Here is a 20,080-nt window from a genome sequence, read left to right on the forward strand (position 1 = left end):
AATAACTTTGAGCTATTCTATTAGATGAAATACATATATCTTGTCACATTTTTCTTTATTATCAATTTTTCATTAAAAGCACAAAGTTGTAGCTGTGGTGAGAATTTCCGTCAACTAACTGAAAAAATAAAAAAAAACTATGTAGGATATTCGGATAAGGTAAACGTCTCCAATAGTGACCGATTCCAAAAATTCACTGATAGCTTACAAAAAATAGCTGCAGTTTCTGACGCTTATAGATGCATGAGCTTATCAAGAGAGTGGCTTGCCTTTTTCAAAGATAAACACATCGATTTTGGATTAAATTTCGACAAACTGTCAACTGATTCAATAAAATTATTTTTTCAGGATGTTGAAAAAACCCAGTGGTCAGAAGTTTCTTTAAATGCTTATTTACAAAAAAATATTGACAAAGTAGACAGTTTAGAAGGTATATGGAATCATGAAAATAACACTTATAAAATTGGTATTGTAAGAGATCAAATAAAAAAAGATCAAGAATTTATTGGCTTCATCATAAAATCAGATGGGTTAAGATGGTTGCCTCAACAGGTAAAATTTAGGATTGCTAAAATTGGTAATAGCTATAAAACTGTTTATTTTGGTGCTGGCGACCACTCTATCGTTTTTCCAACCTTAACTAAAACTGGGGAAACGATAGATTTTGGTTTTTTCGGGAAGTGGCATAAAGGCGATTATAAACCAGCAGGAATAAAACCAGCTGCTTATCAAAGAAATTCGACGACAAAATTTGTTAAAATTGATGAAGAAACAGCACTGCTTACACTTCCCTCTTTTAATACTAAATACAAACGCGAAATAGATAGTTTAATAGATAGAAATAAGGTTATAATTAATAATACCAAGCACCTAATTATTGATGTTCGAGACAACTCTGGAGGAACAACTGGTAGTTTTGAAAATCTCTTACCTTACCTTTATACTAACCCAATAAAAATAGATGGAGGAATCGTGCTGGCAACAGAAGATAACATCCGTAACAGTTATGAGAAAGAATATCCATTTGCAACAGAAAAAGATCGTCAGGAATTAAAAGAAAATGCTAAAAAATTAAGAGCACACCTGGGAGAATTGTACCAACTCTATAAGCCTCGTACAATAAAGTACTCAAATACCCTAAAAAATCCAGAACGCATTTCAATTCTAATCAATGGTGGTACTGCAAGTAGTGGTGAGTTATTTATTTTAAGGGCAGAACAGAGCAAAAAAGTAACCTTATTTGGTAAAAATACAGCTGGCATAGTAGACTATGGGGAAACTGTAAAGTTAACTTTACCATGCACTTTTCTAACAGTAGTATATCCGGCTAGTAAATCATTACATAGCATTAAGCGACCTTTAGATAACATTGGGATTAAGCCTGAAATAGAAATACCAGAAAATGTAACTGACTGGGTAAAATTTGTAACTAACTATAAGGAATTAGCTAATGGCAAGGAATAAATATAAAATCATAATATATCATATTCTTTTCTGGACATCTTACATGTTTTTGGCTAATTTAATCGAATATGGCCTTGATCCTAAACATTACGTGTTTAGCATTGGCGATGTTTTTTTCACACAAGAACCTAATATTGTAACGGTTTATTTATGCATTTTACTCTGCCAAAAGTATGCTAATCCACCAAAAATTCTATTTTTAATTTTAGGAGGTATTTCTATTTTTTGGTTATCATATCTCAATTGGTATATCACTGCATATCATATTAGGCCACTTATTAATGCAAATGGCCCAGCCCCAAGGTCATTTGATTTCATCCATTTTGGAATTACAGTATTATGGATATTTGTAACATACGCCTTAATAGGTTTTGGCTATTACTATGCAAACGAAAATGTTAAGCGTGAACGAAAACTACGCCTTATCGAAAAAGAAAAACATGAGGCAGAATATGCTTTTCTCCGTGCACAGATTAATCCTCACTTTTTAAACAACACCCTTAATTTCTTTTTTGCAAAATCCTTACCCTTATCAGAAGAACTGGCCAATGGCATCATGACGCTTAGTGAAATCATGCGCTACTCTTTAGAAATAGATAAAGACGACCGGATGACCTTAATAGACGAGGAAATTGATCACATTAAAAACGTAATTAAAATTAATCAGCTTCGTTTCAACAACAAGTTGCAGATCGATTTTAAAGTGAATGGAAATACCGATCATGTAAGACTGATTCCGTTAATTCTAATTACCATTGTAGAGAATATTTTAAAACATGGTAACTGTACAGAAAATATGCATCCAGTTAAAATATTGCTAAGTATTAATGAAATCGACCATAATATCCATCTCAGCACCTGGAACAAAAAGAAAAACGGGCCTAAAGAACTCTCGAGTGGAATAGGTATGGAAAACATAAAAAAACGCCTTACCAATCATTACAACAAAGGCTTTGCCTTAAATATTAACGAAACCGAATTTGATTATAGTCTTGAATTAACTTTACCATACAATAAGATTACCGATCATCAGGAAAAACCAAGTTCATTTGATAATTTGGGCTTTTTAGAACATTTCAAGTTACCGCCGATTAAACCTCAACCATATACCTCATGATTAACTGCATTATTGTTGATGACGAAGACCATGCCATTGAAGTAATACAACATTACCTGAAATCTGTTGCAGCAATACAGATTACTGCAACATTTACCAATCCGATTGATGCATTGAGCTTTTTAAGCAGCAACCCGGTAGAACTCATTTTTTTGGATATCCATATGCCGGAGATCTCGGGAATTGATTTCATCCAAACAATGAACAACAAAGATGTGCAGGTGATCCTGACTACCGCCTATAAGGAGTTTGCTACCGCTGGTTTTGACCTCGATGTGGTTGATTATTTAGTTAAACCTATCCCGCTGCCTCGTTTTTTACAAGCCATAAATAAAGCACAAAAGATAATCAACAGCAAAAAAGCCAATATAGCGGTTAACCAGCAGGATGATGATTATTTTATGGTTAAAACGGAAGCTAAAGGTAAAATGCTTAAAATTAATATTGCCGAAATCGATTTTGTTGAAGGCATGAAAAACTATATCGCTTTTCACCATAACGGGATTAGAACGCTTGCACTCTTAACCATGAAGGATGTAGAGGAAAGATTGCCCAAAGCGCAATTTATCCGGGTGCAGAAATCGTTCATCGTAGCACTGAACAAAATCACTTCAATAGATGGAAACAGGATCATTTTAAAAGGTATTTCAGCAGAAATATTGATAGGCGAAACTTACCGTAAAGATTTTCTTGATATGATGAAGCAAAAACTGCTGCTGTAAATGAGTATGCTGTTTAAGCCAGCAAACCCGTTAACTCATATTTAGGTTAGGCGAATTTTAACCGAAATCCCCCTTTAATTAACCCGGCTAATCATTCAGTTGCACAGTCAAACGTTTGCCCTATTTTCTTTACAGAATAATAGAATTGGCTATTCCAAAAAGCGTTATCTTTGCCCAAATCATAAAAAATAAAATATGCTTAAAGGATTTTTTAACGTACCTACCCCGGTTAACGAGCCCATTAATAGCTATGCGCCAGGCACAAAAGAACGGTCGCTTTTAAAAGAGGCTATTGCTGATGCGCGTTCTAAACAATTGGATATTCCGATGTTTATTGGCGGACAAGAGGTACATACTAAAAATAAAAAGAAAGTAGTCGCTCCACACGATCATCAACATGTATTGGCTACCTTTAGTTATGGCGATAAAAGCCATGTAAAACAAGCCATAGATGCTGCTTTGGCCGCCAAGGCTGATTGGGAAGCTTTAGCCTGGGAACATAGAGCTGCCATTTTTATGAAAGCTGCTGGTTTGATTGCCACAAAATACCGCTACCAAATTAATGCAGCAACCATGCTTGGGCAAAGTAAAAATGCCTATCAGGCTGAAATTGATGCCGCTTGCGAGCTGGTTGATTTCTTGCGTTTTAATGTAAGTTATATGCAGGATATTTATGGCCAACAACCACCGGTATCGCCTAATGGCATGTGGAACAGAACAGAACAACGTCCTTTAGAGGGTTTTATATTTGCTTTAACACCTTTCAACTTTACCGCAATTGCTGGTAATTTACCTGCTTGTGTAGCCATGATGGGTAATGTGGTGGTGTGGAAACCTGCAGATACCCAGGTTTATGCGGCTAATGTAATTATGCAGATCTTCCGCGAAGCGGGTTTACCAGACGGTGTAATTAACCTTATTTTTGCTGATGGCCCTGAAGTTGGCGATGTGGTTTTTAATCATGCTGATTTTGCCGGTATTCACTTTACAGGCTCAACGAAAGTTTTTCAGGAAATTTGGAAAACCATCGGAACAAACATCCATAAATACAAATCATATCCACGCATAGTTGGCGAAACTGGTGGTAAAGATTTTATCCTGGTTCACCCTAGTGCAGACGTGGCTGCTTCAGCTACTGCAATTGTTAGGGGCGCGTTCGAATATCAGGGACAAAAATGTTCTGCAGCTAGCCGTACCTATATTCCGAAAAGCCTGTGGCCTGAGGTTAAAAAATTAATGATCAGAGATTTAGCTTCATTTAAAATGGGCGGAACCGAAGATTTCAGCAACTTTATTAATGCGGTAATTGACGAGCGTTCTTTCGATAAATTGGCTAAATATATCGATCAGGCTAAAAAAGATAAGGGTGTAGAAGTAATTGCAGGTGGCAACTACGATAAGAGCAAAGGTTATTTTATCGAACCTACTATCCTGGTAGTAGACGATCCGAAATATACCACCATGTGTGAGGAGCTTTTTGGTCCGGTGTTATCTGTATACGTATACGAAGATCAAGAGTTTGACCAGGTTTTAGAAATAATCGACACCACTTCACCTTATGCATTAACAGGGGCTATTTTATCACAAGACAGATATGCGATTGAAAAAGCCAGTTACGCCTTACGCAACTCAGCCGGTAATTTTTACATTAACGATAAATGTACAGGTGCTGTAGTTGGGCAACAACCATTTGGCGGGGCAAGAGGGTCAGGCACGAATGATAAAGCCGGAGCAATGATCAATTTATTGCGTTGGGTTTCTCCACGTACCATTAAAGAAACTTTTAATCCTCCAACTGATTACCGTTATCCGTTCTTAGCAGAAGATTAATATTTACATACAAGGCCAGGCATTATTGTTTGGCCTTTTTTATATGCATAATCCTCGTGTGTAACGGGGATTGAAGAGAACAGCGATTGTATCGCTTAAATTGATCAAACACTATCCTTTTTCTAACCATGAACCACAAATTTTTATTATCCCTGCTTGTCGTAATGGCCAGCTTTAACTTTTACGCTACCGCACAGAAGAAACCTAACGTAATTATCATCTACGCCGACGATTTGGGTTATGGCGACCTCAGCTGTTATGGCGCAACAAAAATCAACACCCCAAATATAGATGCACTGGCAAAGCAAGGACTACGGTTTACCAATGGTCATGCTACCGCTTCTACCTGTACACCTTCACGCTATTCCTTAATGACGGGAAGATATGCATGGCGTAAAAAAGGAACAGGTGTTTTGCCGGGCGATGCCGCATTGATTATCCCGACAGACAATACCGCTCTTCCCTCAATTTTTCAGCAAGCCGGCTATAAAACAGGACTTGTTGGCAAATGGCACCTGGGTTTGGGCAACGCAGTAGAAAAGGATTGGAATAAAGAAGTAAAACCCGGACCAAAAGAAGTAGGTTTCGATTATTCGTTTATTTTCCCGGCTACAGCCGACAGGGTGCCAACTGTTTTTATGGAAAATCAATTGGTAGTGGGTTTAGATCCAAAAGATCCGATTGCAGTTGATTATAAAAATCCAATCGGTACAGATCCGACAGGGAAAGACCATCCTGAACTGTTAAAAATGCCTGCTGAAGCCAATCACGGGCACAACCAGACCATTGTAAACGGCATTGGCCGCATTGGTTATATGCAGGGGGGCAAGCTTGCCCGCTGGACGGATGAGGAACTTCCGTTTACCTTTTTAACCAAAGCGAAAAATTTTATCGAAGATCATAAACAAGAGCCATTTTTCCTGTACTATGCCCTAACCGAACCGCATGTACCACGTCTGGCTGCAACCATGTTTAAAGGTAAAAGCGAGCTGGGCAATCGCGGCGATGTAATTTTACAACTCGATTGGGCAGTTGGAGAAATCACCAAACAACTTAAATACCTTGGTCTTGATAAAAATACGATGATCATTTTCAGCAGCGATAACGGTCCTGTAATTATGGATGGTTACGAAGACCAGGGTTTCGAAAAATTAAACGGCCATACACCTGCAGGTAGTTTACGTGGAGGAAAATACAGCATTTTAGAAGGTGGTACACGCGAACCTTTTATTATTTCGTGGCCAGCGAAAATTAAACCTGGTGTTTCCGGAGCCTTGGTTTCACAAATTGATTTCTTGGCCTCATTTGCCGGTTTTTTCAACTTAGAAAGCAAAAATGCAATTGATAGTAAAAATGTATGGGACGCCTTTACCGGGAAAGACCAAAAAGGTCGTGACTTCTTTATTGAACAGAGTAATCAACTGGCAATTGTTAAGGATAACTGGAAATACATCAGGCCATCAAAAGGAGAAGCTTTTTATAAGCTTACCCATACCGATAGCGGAAACCTGCCTACGGTGCAACTGTACAACCTGACAGATGATTTGGGCGAAAAAAACAATCTTGCCCTAAAATATCCTGAAAAGGTAAAAGAACTGGAAGCCTTATTAAGTACAGAAGAAGCTAAAACCAAATAAAGCAGATGGATTGGTTTGATCTCAATCTACCAGTTTAAAGATGTAAAACCAATCTTCTTTTCTGCTGTTTTATATAAGCAGCTTAAAAGAAGATCATGGAAAACACAAAAGATAATAACAAAAACCTGGGTAATAAAAAAGCAGATAACACTGCTGATAAAAGCAATATGCCCGATCAATTGGTGCCCCGCCACCGGAGTAACGATAAAGAAAAGAAAAACACAGTAGAAACAGATGCAGGCAACCTTGGCCGAAATTTTGGCAGAGGCGATTTTGGATCTGAAGAAGCCAGAACGGATGCCGAAAAAGGCAATCAGGGCGAAGCGGGAAACATGCCCAATACCACAAAAAAATAAAAGCCCCCGATTAAAATCGTGGGGCTTTTCCTAACAACTAAAAAATAACACCTGTTGTGGTGTTTTTATCCTACTTTAAATGCAGGGGCAACATCATCAAGTCCAGTACAAGTTACTTTAAGGTCTTTAATGATTCCTGTTTTTAAACTATAAACCCAGGCATGCACAGCTAGCTCCTGACCATTGGCCCAGGCGCTTTGTACAATTGAGGTATTGGTTACATTTGCAGCACCCTCAATGGCGTTTAATTCAACTAAACGATCAAAACGCTGATCAGGATCATTGATTGCCGCCATTTCACTTTCGTGAGTACGGTATACATCGCGGATGTTTCTCAACCAGTTATCAATAATTCCAACCTGTTTATTGCCTAATGCAGCTTTCACGCCGCCACAGCCATAATGGCCACAAACAATAACGTGTTTAACTTTTAATACATTAATCGAATAATCCAGTACTGATAGTAAATTCATATCGGTATGCACCACCACATTCGCAATATTTCTATGTACAAAAATATCGCCTGGTTTTGTATTGGTTATCTGGTTTGCAGGTACACGGCTATCAGAACAGCCAATCCACAATACCGGTGGACTTTGACCTTCAGAAAGTTTATCAAAAAAGGTAGGATCGCTGTCGATTGTATCTTTAACCCAATCCTTATTCCCTTGTAACAGACTATCGTATGTTATATCTTTCGTATCTATTGTTTTTGCGCACATATTTATGACTTGTTTATATCTTCTTCTACTTTTATATTTAATTTTGGTACTGTATAATGTTTTTGGATGTTCTCCAGCATTACAATAATACCTTTTGTATAGGCATTATGTTTGTAATTATAAATGGTTTCCAATACATCAGGATCTATATACCTTGCATTAGATCCATCAATAATTACGTTTGTTTCTTTAGGAATATTCGTTAAAACTACTTGTATCGCTGCTTTATTTAAGAAAGAAACTTCCTCTGCCAGTTTAATCCTGATGTGTTTTTTGTCGCCTTCGTTGGTAATTCTGTAAAAGAAGGGGTTGCGCATATTGGTACGCAATAAATAGAAAATCGAAACCAACATACCAACGGCTACACCTTTTAACAGATCGGTAAATAAAACCGCTAATACCGTAACTACAAAAGGAATAAACTGATCCCAGCCTTTGTGGTACATGTGTTTGAATAAACTAATCCGCGTTAATTTATATCCGGTTACCAAAAGAATTGCGGCTAAACACGATAATGGAATCATGTTAATTAATCCCGGGATAAATAACAACGATAATAGTAACCAACCACCATGAAAAATAGCCGACATTTTGGTTCTGGCACCAGCATTTACATTGGCCGAACTCCGCACAATTACCGATGTCATCGGTAAACCACCCACCATACCGCTGGCAATATTACCTAAACCCTGAGCCATTAGCTCTCGGTTTGTTGGCGATACACGTTTAATCGGATCTATTTTATCAATGGCCTCAATACTTAGTAAAGTTTCTAAACTCGCTACAACAGCAATGGTTAAAGCTATTATATATACATTCTTATTGGCCAGCTGCGAAAAATCAGGCATCGTAAATAGACCCAAAAATTCGCCGAAACCATTTACTACCGGGATTTTCACCATCTGGTCGGGACGTAAAGGGTGATCGGTACCCGCAAACAGGATAGTTCCGAGCACACCCAAAGTTACCACCAATAATGGTGCAGGTACAACCGCTAATTTTGGAAACTTAGGCCAAACGATCAGAATAGCTATCGATAATAAACTGATAACCACCGCAGCCAAACTAAAATGGCTTATTGCTGCTGTAATCGCAGAAAAAGTATTTTCGTGATCTTGTTGAAAGAACCCTTCATCGCCACTAAAATCGGTATCAACACCTAAAGCATGTGGCAACTGTTTTAAAATCAAAATCAGTCCGATTGCTGCAAGCATCCCCTCAATTACACTCGATGGGAAGTAATTACCAATAGTTCCGGCTTTAACCAGACCTAAAATCAACTGGAATACCCCCGCTAATACCACGGCCAGTAAAAAGGTCTGGTAACTACCCAATGAGGTGATGGCACCTAATACAATAACGGTTAAACCCGCTGCAGGGCCACTCACGCTTAATTGTGAGCCACTAAAAGAGGCAACCACTACCCCTCCAATAATACCTGTGATTAAACCAGCAAATAATGGCGCACCTGAGGCTAGTGCAATACCTAAACATAATGGCAATGCCACTAAAAACACTACAATACTTGCAGGTAAATCTTTCTTTAAATTCTTTTTAAGAATATATTTCTTCACGTCCGAGCCTGAAAAGGCCGGGTTAAACTTTTGCATAACGATATAATTATCTGGTAAATTTTAACGAATAAATCGCGGGGGAAATCTTAAACCGTATTCAGAATGGCATAACCATACGGTGTAAAAAATTTTAAACACAGCAGATATGCTCAATTCAATTGAGCAGGCACAATAATTACCCCAAATAATAAAATACTAGATAAAGTTAGGCGGCGGTGTTGGAACAGTAGGATGATATGGATCTACATATCTTTTAAAATGTTCTATAAAACTGCTCTTCAAAAAGAAATGGCTTGAAGAGAACTCGTAAGAAAAGATCGGGTGATTAAGCTCGATGAGTTTGAAATCGGTAAACTTTGCGGTGTCTTTGGCGGTATCTTTTCCGCCTTCATGCTCTAACTCGATTTGCATGATTACGGCGTTCATGATTTCCTTGTCAATACTTGTACAAAATACCGGCGCACCAGATATACCCATCTTCGCCATGAAGATGAACATGAATGAGGCAACGATTAAATACTTGTATTTCCTTAAAAACATCTAAAATTCTAATGTTGTTTTAATACTTATCGTTACAAAAATAAACGGATTATTGGTTTTTCAATGCTTTAAGCTGTAAAAAAAATGTAATATAACAGATAGGCGATTGCATTCCGCATAAAAAACTCAACGTTTAAAGGTTTTGGAAAGACTTGATTCCGGTTATAAAAAGCCGGGGTTTCCTGCAACAGCCTCAGTTAAATAAACCTGATTGCCGGGAAGAGCTTCCGATCCTTTACCGATAAATCGGCACTAAATTAGCATCGGAACTCTTACCAAAAGCAGGACTATAATGGCCAAAAGCACAGAACCAACCGTTTCCTAATCATCTTAAATACTTTTATTTTAGGAAAATTGCCTTCAGTATTTCACTGCTGCTATGGTCACACCATTTACTTTACTTAATATCCTGTTTAGTTCTGAGAGAAATAACATTCCCTTGACCTTGCATTACCGTTAGTAATTTTTAAATTTAAAATCTCATAGCTTCAGCAATGGATAAAAAAATAGCATTACTTAAAGATAAAATCCACCAGGCAAACCTTGGTGGCGGACAGGCCCGGATCGACAGTCAGCATAAAAAAGGTAAACTCACTGCCCGCGAGCGCATTCATTTTTTAATGGATGAAGGGAGCTTTGAAGAAATTGGCATGATGGTTACCCACCGCAGTACCGATTTTAGTATGGAGCGCGAAAAATATCTGGGCGATGGTGTGGTAACGGGCTATGGAACGATTAATGGCAGGTTAACTTATGTGTTTTCTCAGGATTTCACTGTGTTTGGCGGCTCGCTGTCTGAAACCCATGCAGAGAAAATTTGCAAGCTGATGGATATGGCCATGAAAAATGGTGCGCCGTTAATCGGTTTAAATGATAGTGGTGGTGCCCGCATTCAGGAAGGCGTGGTTTCATTGGGTGGTTATGCCGATATCTTTTATAAAAATGTACAGGCTTCAGGCGTAATTCCGCAGCTATCGGCTATAATGGGGCCCTGTGCAGGTGGAGCCGTTTATTCGCCAGCCATTACCGATTTTATTTTAATGGTAGAAAACACTTCTTATATGTTCGTTACTGGCCCAAACGTAGTTAAAACGGTAACACACGAAGAAGTAACTTCAGAAGAATTAGGGGGTGCCAGTACACATGCTACAAAGTCGGGCGTTACCCATTTTGCCTGTGCCAATGAAATTGAAGCAATTACCCACTTAAAAAAACTTCTGAGCTATATGCCACAAAATTGCGAGGTAATAGCCGATCATTTACCTTATGAAACCGCTGATGAAAGCCGACCGGAACTCAATACTTTTATGCCTGAAAATGCTTCACAGCCTTATGATATACGTGAAGTAATTTCTGCTGTGGCTGATACAGATAGTTTTTTAGAAGTACACGCGGCTTATGCTGAAAATATTGTGGTAGGTTTTGCACGCCTGGCGGGAAGGAGTATTGGTATTGTAGCTAACCAACCGGCCTATTTAGCCGGCGTTTTAGATAGTAATTCTTCTACCAAAGCTGCCCGTTTTGTCCGTTTTTGCGATTGTTTTAATATTCCATTACTCGTATTTGAAGATGTTCCGGGTTTTTTACCTGGTACAGATCAGGAATGGAATGGCATTATCACCAATGGTGCAAAATTATTGTACGCTTTTAGCGAAGCCACCGTACCACGCATTACCGTAATTACCAGAAAAGCTTATGGTGGCGCTTATGACGTGATGAACAGCAAACATATTGGCGCAGATATGAATTACGCCTGGCCAAGTGCAGAAATTGCTGTAATGGGCGCTAAAGGTGCAGCCGAAATCATTTTTAAAAGAGAAATTACTTCAGCAGAAAACCCTGAAGAAAAATGGCTGGAAAAAGAAAAATTATATTCAGATATCTTCGCAAATCCATATCGTGCGGCCGAGCGTGGTTTTGTTGATGAAGTGATTGAACCGGCCCAAACCCGTACAAAGTTGATAAAAGCCTTTAAGATGTTGGAAAATAAGGTGGTGAATAATCCAAGAAAAAAACATGGAAATATACCTTTGTAAAGATGAAAGATGGATGAAGTAAGATGGATAATGGACTAATTTCCCATCACCCGTTTTACATTATACATATTACATTCTCTATTTACATTTTACATTTCGTTACATGTTAAAACGCGCCGATATCCTCCTCATGGCTTTTTGCACAGGCCTGATTGTTGCAAATATTTATTACTGCCAACCTTTGGTAATCTTAATTGCGAAAGATTTTAATCTTACCGAAACCGATGCGGGAAGGATAACCTACCTCACGCAGATTGGTTATGCTTTAGGTCTTTTCCTTTTAGTGCCATTGGGTGATATGTTTGAGCGTAAAAAACAGATCCTCGTAATTACCGGCCTCGCTATTCTGGCATTATTAGTCGCTGCGCTATCGCATACTTTTTTTATACTAGAAGTTGCCTCTGTTTTAATAGGGGGCTGCTCTATCGTACCTCAACTCATTTTGCCCTTAGCGGCTAATTTAAGTAGCGATGAAAACCGTGGGGCCAATATTGGCATGATTATGAGTGGTTTGCTGGTTGGAATTCTAGCCTCCCGGGCCGTAAGCGGAAGTATTGGCTTTTGGTTGGGCTGGAGGGCCGTTTATTATATTGCCGCCGGAATTTGTGGCTTGCTTATTCTGTTAATGGCCAAACGTTTTCCACAAAGCTATCCCGCTTTTAAAGGAACGTACAAAGAGCTTATGCGCTCGATGTTTAGTTATATCAAAACCCAGCCGGCTTTAAGGGAGACATCGATTATCAATTTCCTGGCTTTCGCCATTATCAGCGCATTCTGGACAACCATGGTATTGTTTCTGGCTAACCCGCCCTTTAATTTCCAGACTTTACAGATTGGCTTATTTGGAATTGCCGGAGCTGCAGGCGCATTGGCTGCTCCATTGGTTGGTAAATTAAGCGATGGCAACAATCCACGTAAAAACTTAATGATTGGTTTTATATTACAAATTGTGAGTATCGCCTTGTTTTATTTTACGGGCAGCCATTTGTACCTGTTTGTAATCGGCATTGTGCTTATCGACATCGGTCAGCAAGCCATACACGTAACCAACCAGACCCGGATTTATACCCTAATACCAGAGGCCAGAAACAGACTGAACACCATTTTTATGTCGGTTAGTTTTATTGGTGCCAGCTGCGGCTCTGCCTTGGGTTTATGGCTTTGGGACCAAGGCGGATGGGCATTGTTCTGTTACGGAATGACGGGCATAATCGTCCTGAATATTTTAATTTATCAGTTTTACGGAAGAAAAAACAAATAACCAATCAATAAATTTCATGAAATCTAAAAACGCAATCAAAACATTTTCAGCCTTACTTATTTGTCTGGTCATTTTCAGTAAAGCAAAGGCTCAGGACAGTACAAAAGTTGAACAGCCCACAGAAGTAAAATCGTTAAATAAAATTAGGTTGACCTTATTAGGACTCAGTTACGAAAGAGAGCAAAAAGTGGGTAAAACAACTTCAGTTTATTTTGGTGCGGGAGCCGAAGGAGCTTTTATTTATAAAACCGAGATTACTATTGATAACAATTATAATTTTAGCGCGAACACAGAAACAGATTTCAAAGTTTATCCTGCGCTTAATGCCGGATTTAGGCATTATTATAATTTTAACAGCAGGATTAAAAAGGGTAAAAAAACCATAAATAACAGTGCAGGTTATGTAGGACTTGATGTATTAGCCATCATCCCGACGCAAAGCGGCAATGTATATGGTTACCAGATTAATATTATGCCACAATGGGGATTTCAAACCAGTGTTGGCCGAAAGGTTAACTTCGAGTTGGCTCTAGGTCCTCTTGCAGCAATTAACAAAATCGATATCTATTACGGAGTCGGCGGAAAAATTGGCTTTAGCTTTTTATTATAATTATGGTTCAAATTGAGCAAATATTCCCTTCTTTAACCTGGCGGATCAGGCACGAGGCCATGTATCCTGAATTACCTTTTGATAGTGTAAAGCTTCCGGATGATTTTGACGGCATCCATTTTGGATTATACCTCGATCATAAATTAACGGGAGTAGTTTCTCTATTTCATGACGGGGATGTTTATCAGTTCCGTAAACTTGCCATTCTGCCCAACACCCAAAAAGCAGGTTATGGCTCACAACTCATGGCCTACATACTCGATTTTTGTAAAATTCAAAAAGCGACAAAACTATGGTGCAATGCACGTGTAAATGCTAAGGAATTTTATTTTAAATTTGGCTTCCACGAAACCGATAAAACCTTTTTTAAAGATGGTTACGATTTTGTGGTAATGGAAAAAGAATTATAAATTACTCATCGTCATGCTGTCACCAAGCTTCGGGATCAGCATCTTATTAGTAAGATCCTGAATCAAGTTCAGGATGACGAATAATTATAGAATAATCATATGGCTAAGAAAAAAGACGACGAAAAGAAAAAACATGTTGCTGTAGTTACTAAAAAATCACTACAGTTTCTTGAAGAATACATCAATAACCCTGCCCCTACCGGTTACGAATGGGAAGGGCAAAAACTTTGGTTAAACTATTTAAAACCATATATCGACGAACATTTCATCGATAACTATGGTACCGCTGTGGGTGTTATTAACCCTAAAGCTGCTTTTAAAGTGGTTATTGAAGCGCATGCCGATGAAATTTCGTGGTATGTAAATTACATCACTGCAGATGGTTTAATCTATGTGATCCGCAATGGTGGTTCAGATCACCAGATTGCACCTTCAAAACGTGTGAATATCCATACCGAAAAAGGCCTGGTTAAAGCGGTATTCGGCTGGCCTGCCATTCACACCCGCCATGGCGAAAAAGAACAGGCACCAGAATTAAAAAATATCTTTTTAGACTGTGGCTGCACCACAAAAGAAGAAGTAGAAAAATTAGGTATCCACGTAGGCTGTGTAATTACTTACGAAGATGAGTTTATGGTTTTAAACGACCGCTATTATGTTGGCCGTGCTTTAGATAACCGTGTTGGTGGCTTTATGATTGCCGAAGTTGCACGTTTATTAAAAGAGAACAAGAAAAAACTTCCTTTCGGCTTATACATCGTAAATTCAGTACAGGAAGAAATCGGTTTACGCGGTGCTGAGATGATTGCCCAGCGCATTAAACCAGACGTGGCCATAATTACCGACGTAACACACGATACGACTACGCCAATGATTAACAAGAATATTCAGGGCGATTTATCAGCCGGTAAAGGTCCTGTAGTTTCATATGCGCCAGCTGTTCAAACCAATTTAAATAAATTATTAATTAAAACGGCCGAGAAAAACCATATTCCATTCCAACGTCAGGCCTCTTCGCGTTCTACCGGAACCGATACTGATGCATTTGCCTATTCGAATGGTGGGGTACCATCAGCATTAATTTCGCTGCCGCTACGCTATATGCACACTACAGTAGAAATGGTACACAAAGAGGATGTTGACAATGTAATTAGCCTGATTTATGAAAGCTTGTTGAACATAAGCAACGGACAGGATTTCAGGGAGTTTAAATAATGGAAAAGGTAAACCACCAAAAAATCATCATCAGCACCTTGCTAAAGGTTTTGCTGATGGTCGTTATTATTTTTATTCTTAACTCCTGGCCAAGCATTAAACAGAGTTTTAACGGTCATGCACCACCATTTAATTATTGGCTTGATCATAGTTTTAAAATAAGTAATATCATCCTCATCTTAGGATTTGGTGGTTATTTCTACTACAAAGATTTAACAGATCAAAAAGAGGCCCTTGAAAAGGCAAAAAAAGTAAACGAGAAGTGGGATAATATAGAGGTTTGAGGATTTATCTCCAGATCGACAAACGAAATAGATTAATTCATAACTAAATTCTAAAAGTCAAGTTTTTTTAAACTTGACTTTTTTTTACGCTGCTCCAGCAGTCACTGTAGTACAGGTTACCTCTTACTTAACATTTGCTTAACTCCCTGAGCACTACGTTTATTTTTATTAATACTCAAAATATCTTTACATTGTTTGTGTAATTTACCCAAATAGTTTATCCTTTATTTATGAGTATGAATAAAAAAAATATTGATCTATCCATTATCTGCGATGATCATTGGGATGTGGTATTCGACCACCTTGGCCTTGGTTTTTGGGAGCTGAGCATAGCAACAGGCATACTCCGTTCCACCCGGTCGTTTAAAAAAAACTTAGGCTGCCCGCCAGATAAGGTTTTAAGTTATGACAAAGTTTTAAGTTTAATCTTACCTGAAGATCTTGATCACGTTCAGGATGAGATTGAACTTACGGTTTCGAAAGAAAAAAACAGTTACCACTCGGTATATAGAATTTGCCGGCCTGACGGAGAAATTAGATGGATTAAAGCTGATGGAATACTATCCCAGCAGGATGGCGAAAGCTTAAAATTAATAGGAACAATTTTAGATGTAACCGATTTGAAAAATAAACCTCTGTAATTTTACGCCTCATTTAGTTCAATCCACACCGGACTGTGATCGCTTGTTTTTTCCCAGCCCCTCACTTGTTTATCTACTCCCGCAGCTTTTAAGCGATCACTAACCTGAGGACTTAGTAAAAAATGGTCAATTCTTAATCCCGCATCTCTACCATATGCATTCCTGAAATAATCCCAAAAGGTGTATATCGTTTCAGTAGGGTATAATTTTCTGATTGCATCTGTCCAGCCTTGCGCCATTAAATTTTGAAAAGCCAGACGGGTTTCAGGCCGAAATAAAGCATCTTCAACCCAACGTTCCGGTTTATATGCATCCAGCTCTGTAGGTATCACATTATAGTCGCCGCATAAAATTACCGGCAACTTATATTCCAATAGTTTTGCTGCATGCGCTGTAAAACGTTCAAACCATCGTAACTTATATTCGAATTTAGGTCCTGGCGCCGGGTTTCCGTTCGGAAGGTAAAGACAACCAATGATCACGTTATTTACCATTGCTTCAATGTACCGACTATGCAAATCTTCAGGGTCACCATCCAGGTTTCGTTTCAGCTCCTTTATTTCCAGATTTCGGGCCAATATAGCAACGCCATTCCAGCTCTTTTGACCATGCCAAATCGCATTATAACCAGCATCTTTAATAGCCTGCTCCGGAAATTTTTCCTGCGGGGCTTTTAATTCCTGTAAACACACTACATCGGGTTGGGTTTCTTCCAGCCAACGTAACAGAACAGGTAAACGTCCGTTTATTCCATTTACATTATAAGTTGCTATTTTCATCTGTATAAATATGCTTTATGGTGATGAAACCCTGCCTGCAATGGCAGTTATCATGAATAATCCGAAGTAGGATGTTTGAAAATCATGATGGTTTCATTTTATAAATCTCCGCAATAAAACTCAAAAATGAAACTAAGTATTTCACATCGTAAAGCTAATTTGGCTTAGCATGAATATAAGGCATCATATTTAACTATTTACCCTATTTTTTTAAAACTAATAATAAACTAAAATGTTTAATTTTGGAGATTCATTCATGTTTGAGCGCATGTTTGAGTTTAGATATAGGGATGAGCTATTTAGCTTATCCCTTTTTTTATCTTCAAACATTACCGGTTTCTATTAGCCATTAGCTTTGCAGCCAGGTCGAAGAAATCATATTATGCAGCCAAACCAGATTTATAATTTTTAAGCATCTTTTTTAGAAGACCTCTTGCTACATGTATTTTGGTTTTTACAGTACCCAGGGGGATATCGAGCTCAGCAGCAATTTCATGGTATTTATAACCTTCGAAATAACGACAAAAACAAAAACGGCAATCCTCAGGCAAGGCATTTAACGATTTCTGGATATCCTCCATCATAAACTTTGCAGCACCCCCGTTAGACGAAGCGCTTGGAGCCAGTTGAACGGAAGTTAAATCGTCTTCCTGCTGGATCATTTCGTTTTTGCGTTTTACTTTATAATAATGATTAAGAAAGGTATTTTTTAGGATCGTAAAAAGCCAGGCCCGCACATTACTTCCCATTTCAAACTTAGCCGAAAACCTAAAGGCCTTCATAAAGGTGTCTTGAACTAAATCAGCCGCATCGTCTTCATCATGCGTATATGCTAGTGCACGATCGAAAAGTGGTTGTCTGTATTGGTATATGTCACAATTGAAATTTAATGAATCCATGATCGTTTTAAGGCTGATTGTAGATATTCAACAAACAGGACCATCCAATGTTATTTGTAGAAATACCCGATTTTTTACGGTTTATTTAAAACGCCCAAAAAAGCACCCTAAAACGATCAAAAATACTAGGCTACATAACCATTTCGCATGGCAAAACGAACTAAAGAAGCCGAGTTTTTGGTGCCTGTTTTACTGATTAAAGCTTCTCTCTGGCTCTCTACGGTTCGCCTGCTTAAGTACAATTTATCGGCTATTTCCTGATTCGTTAAGCCATCAGCAATAAGTTTTAACACATTAATTTCGCGTTCAGAAAAGTTAATTTCGGTATTCATTTTTTGCGAAAGCATATTTAACTGGGTATTAAAACGCTCTAAAATGGAGATACATAAATTAGAAGAAAGGTACCTTTTTCCCTTCATTACATGCTGCAGGCAAAACAGTAATTCATCTTCTTCAATATCCTTTGACAGGTAGGCAAAAGCTCCTGAAATAAAGGCATTTGACGCATACTTTTCATCGTCTAAAATAGACAAAACAACTACTTTTGTGGTATATCCTCGCTCCTTTATGGTGCTGGCTAAAGCTATTCCATCAAGCCTTGGCATTACAATATCTGATAAAATGATATCAGCATTTATTCCTTTTTCCAGGAGTTCCAAAACCGCTAAACCGTCTGATACTTCTGCAACAACCTTGATGCCTTCGTGTTTTTCTATAAGTGCTTTAAGTGAGGTCCGGATAATATGGTGATCATCCGCAAGAATAATGTTAATCATAATTCAAATATAACTTACGCCATTTTAAAATTAAAAACGGCTACTTAGGTAGCTCGATATAGAAGGTGGTTCCAACACCGGTTTTGCTCTCAAACCAGATTTTCCCCTGATGTAAGTCAACAATTGCCTTAATAATGCCCATACCAAATCCACCCGATTCTTCACCTTTAAGTCCTGGCCTTAAGGTTTCGGGCAAGTGGTCAAAAAGTCCGGCCTGCAGCTCTTCCGGAATTCCAATTCCATCATCAGCTACAGTAATTAAAACGGTACTTTCAAATTCCTCGGCATGTAACGAAATATTTCCATAATCGGCAGTAAATTTTATTGAGTTGGAGATGAGGTTATTGATCACCTGCAAAAATTTCATGCTATCAAGGCGCAGATAAATCTGTTCAGCAGAACTGGTAAGCTTAATGTTCTTCGTTTTACCCAGTTTCGATCGTTTATAAAAACGGACTACATCTCTAAGTTCCCAAACCAAATCAGTTCTTTCCTTACCAATTTCTATGACAGATGACTTTAAAAACTCCCGGTTAATCATGCTCCGTACCAAAAGCAGGTTACGTTCACACATATCCTGAATAAAAGATAATGCATCTATCATCTGTTCATCGCCTGTCTGTTCAATTCCGGCTAACATGGATGAAGCCGTTAATTTCATCATGCCCAGTGGTTCTTTTAAATCATGCGCCAATACTTCTAAGGTGATGTTTTTTCGGGCATTTATTTGTTCGATATGGATTTTATTATGGCGCATTACAGTGGTATCTTCTACTGTACCGACTAAACGCTTTATCTCTCCATCTGCAATTGCAAACACAATTACCCGTAAATATTTTTCTCTGTCGCGAAACAGCAAACGGAATTCATATTTTTTCTCCTTGCCATCTTCAAGGCATTCCTGGTAGCAGGATATTACATGCGCTATATCTTCGGGGTGTATGCGGTTAAGCAGTACAGTTGGATTGGCTATAATTTCATCAATGCTGAGTTCCCAAATTTTACTTATCGATTTATTGAGGTATGAAAAATTTTGTGCCGTATCATCGAAAATAAAATATCCGTCAGCAGAACGATCCCCCAGATTACAAAAAAGTTCGTTATTTAATTCGGTCATGATTTAGTGCTTGATAACTTGTACACAAGGATAATTAAGAAGCTCCTGAGCAGTCAAATCACAAACACCATACACCGTAAAATGTTTTAT

General features: G+C 38.4%; 20 protein-coding genes. 13 read left to right on the forward strand and 7 right to left on the reverse strand.

Translation table 11 applies throughout. From position 1 onward, the window contains the following. Window positions 1–24: 24 nt before the first annotated feature. From AC04QZ_RS20190 to AC04QZ_RS20215, 6 genes are all read left to right on the forward strand, one after another. Complete coding sequence (locus AC04QZ_RS20190; RefSeq protein ID WP_478359227.1) at window positions 25–1,464, forward strand: S41 family peptidase; 1,440 nt, start codon at window positions 25–27, stop codon at window positions 1,462–1,464. Continuing rightward, the gene (locus tag AC04QZ_RS20195) at window positions 1,451–2,581 is read left to right on the forward strand and encodes a sensor histidine kinase (RefSeq protein ID WP_478359228.1); all 1,131 of its coding nucleotides are present in this window, start codon (window positions 1,451–1,453) and stop codon (window positions 2,579–2,581) included. Before AC04QZ_RS20190 ends, AC04QZ_RS20195 begins: the two co-directional genes overlap by 14 nt. Beyond that, window positions 2,578–3,303, forward strand: a complete 726-nt coding sequence (locus tag AC04QZ_RS20200; RefSeq protein WP_478359229.1) for a LytR/AlgR family response regulator transcription factor — start codon at window positions 2,578–2,580, stop codon at window positions 3,301–3,303. The genes AC04QZ_RS20195 and AC04QZ_RS20200 overlap by 4 nt, the downstream gene beginning before the upstream one ends. A gap of 195 nt (window positions 3,304–3,498) precedes the next feature. Continuing rightward, a complete protein-coding gene (gene pruA / locus AC04QZ_RS20205) occupies window positions 3,499–5,133 on the forward strand; it encodes an L-glutamate gamma-semialdehyde dehydrogenase (protein WP_478359230.1) in 1,635 nt (544 codons plus the stop codon). A gap of 128 nt (window positions 5,134–5,261) precedes the next feature. Continuing rightward, complete coding sequence (locus AC04QZ_RS20210) at window positions 5,262–6,770, forward strand: sulfatase family protein (protein ID WP_478359231.1); 1,509 nt, start codon at window positions 5,262–5,264, stop codon at window positions 6,768–6,770. A gap of 95 nt (window positions 6,771–6,865) precedes the next feature. After that, window positions 6,866–7,126 (forward strand): hypothetical protein, encoded by a 261-nt coding sequence (locus tag AC04QZ_RS20215; RefSeq protein ID WP_086547706.1) that lies wholly within the window; start codon window positions 6,866–6,868, stop codon window positions 7,124–7,126. A 65-nt stretch (window positions 7,127–7,191) separates the two neighbouring features. Here the strand turns inward: AC04QZ_RS20215 and can are convergent, their stop codons facing one another. The 3 genes from can to AC04QZ_RS20230 form a co-directional block, all read right to left on the reverse strand. Continuing rightward, complete coding sequence (can, locus tag AC04QZ_RS20220) at window positions 7,192–7,848, reverse strand: carbonate dehydratase (RefSeq protein ID WP_086547707.1); 657 nt, start codon at window positions 7,846–7,848, stop codon at window positions 7,192–7,194. 2 nt (window positions 7,849–7,850) lie between these two features. Beyond that, the gene (locus tag AC04QZ_RS20225) at window positions 7,851–9,458 is read right to left on the reverse strand and encodes a SulP family inorganic anion transporter (protein ID WP_086547708.1); all 1,608 of its coding nucleotides are present in this window, start codon (window positions 9,456–9,458) and stop codon (window positions 7,851–7,853) included. Window positions 9,459–9,617: 159 nt separating this feature from the next. Next, a complete protein-coding gene (locus tag AC04QZ_RS20230; protein WP_478359232.1) occupies window positions 9,618–9,920 on the reverse strand; it encodes a hypothetical protein in 303 nt (100 codons plus the stop codon). A 536-nt stretch (window positions 9,921–10,456) separates the two neighbouring features. Between AC04QZ_RS20230 and AC04QZ_RS20235 the strand changes: the two genes are divergently transcribed. The 7 genes from AC04QZ_RS20235 to AC04QZ_RS20265 all read left to right on the forward strand — a co-directional run bounded on the left by AC04QZ_RS20235 (window position 10,457) and on the right by AC04QZ_RS20265 (window position 16,419). Continuing rightward, window positions 10,457–11,998: an acyl-CoA carboxylase subunit beta gene (locus tag AC04QZ_RS20235; RefSeq protein ID WP_478359233.1), complete on the forward strand. Its 1,542-nt coding sequence runs from the start codon at window positions 10,457–10,459 to the stop codon at window positions 11,996–11,998. Between the two features lie 103 nt (window positions 11,999–12,101). Continuing rightward, window positions 12,102–13,259, forward strand: coding sequence for an MFS transporter (locus tag AC04QZ_RS20240; protein ID WP_478359234.1), 1,158 nt, complete (start codon window positions 12,102–12,104; stop codon window positions 13,257–13,259). A gap of 16 nt (window positions 13,260–13,275) precedes the next feature. Continuing rightward, entirely contained in the window at window positions 13,276–13,869 is a 594-nt protein-coding gene (locus AC04QZ_RS20245; protein ID WP_478359235.1) for a hypothetical protein, read from the forward strand. 2 nt (window positions 13,870–13,871) lie between these two features. Continuing rightward, window positions 13,872–14,279 (forward strand): GNAT family N-acetyltransferase, encoded by a 408-nt coding sequence (locus AC04QZ_RS20250; protein WP_478359236.1) that lies wholly within the window; start codon window positions 13,872–13,874, stop codon window positions 14,277–14,279. Between the two features lie 99 nt (window positions 14,280–14,378). Then, window positions 14,379–15,494, forward strand: a complete 1,116-nt coding sequence (locus tag AC04QZ_RS20255) for a M42 family metallopeptidase (protein WP_086547713.1) — start codon at window positions 14,379–14,381, stop codon at window positions 15,492–15,494. Further along, the gene (locus AC04QZ_RS20260; protein ID WP_478359237.1) at window positions 15,494–15,778 is read left to right on the forward strand and encodes a hypothetical protein; all 285 of its coding nucleotides are present in this window, start codon (window positions 15,494–15,496) and stop codon (window positions 15,776–15,778) included. The genes AC04QZ_RS20255 and AC04QZ_RS20260 overlap by 1 nt, the downstream gene beginning before the upstream one ends. A gap of 236 nt (window positions 15,779–16,014) precedes the next feature. Then, window positions 16,015–16,419 carry a PAS domain-containing protein gene (locus AC04QZ_RS20265; protein WP_478359238.1) on the forward strand — a complete coding sequence of 135 codons (405 nt, stop codon included), beginning with the start codon at window positions 16,015–16,017 and terminating at the stop codon, window positions 16,417–16,419. A gap of 2 nt (window positions 16,420–16,421) precedes the next feature. Here the strand turns inward: AC04QZ_RS20265 and xth are convergent, their stop codons facing one another. The 4 genes from xth to AC04QZ_RS20285 all read right to left on the reverse strand — a co-directional run bounded on the left by xth (window position 16,422) and on the right by AC04QZ_RS20285 (window position 19,990). Then, window positions 16,422–17,198 (reverse strand): exodeoxyribonuclease III, encoded by a 777-nt coding sequence (gene xth, locus AC04QZ_RS20270; protein ID WP_478359239.1) that lies wholly within the window; start codon window positions 17,196–17,198, stop codon window positions 16,422–16,424. A gap of 380 nt (window positions 17,199–17,578) precedes the next feature. Then, a complete protein-coding gene (locus AC04QZ_RS20275; protein WP_478359241.1) occupies window positions 17,579–18,097 on the reverse strand; it encodes an RNA polymerase sigma factor in 519 nt (172 codons plus the stop codon). A gap of 125 nt (window positions 18,098–18,222) precedes the next feature. After that, window positions 18,223–18,873, reverse strand: a complete 651-nt coding sequence (locus AC04QZ_RS20280; RefSeq protein WP_086547718.1) for a response regulator transcription factor — start codon at window positions 18,871–18,873, stop codon at window positions 18,223–18,225. A gap of 40 nt (window positions 18,874–18,913) precedes the next feature. Further along, window positions 18,914–19,990, reverse strand: a complete 1,077-nt coding sequence (locus AC04QZ_RS20285) for a PAS domain-containing sensor histidine kinase (protein WP_478359242.1) — start codon at window positions 19,988–19,990, stop codon at window positions 18,914–18,916. Between the last annotated feature and the right edge of the window lie 90 nt (window positions 19,991–20,080).

The sequence above is a fragment of the Pedobacter folensis genome (genome assembly GCF_056490665.1).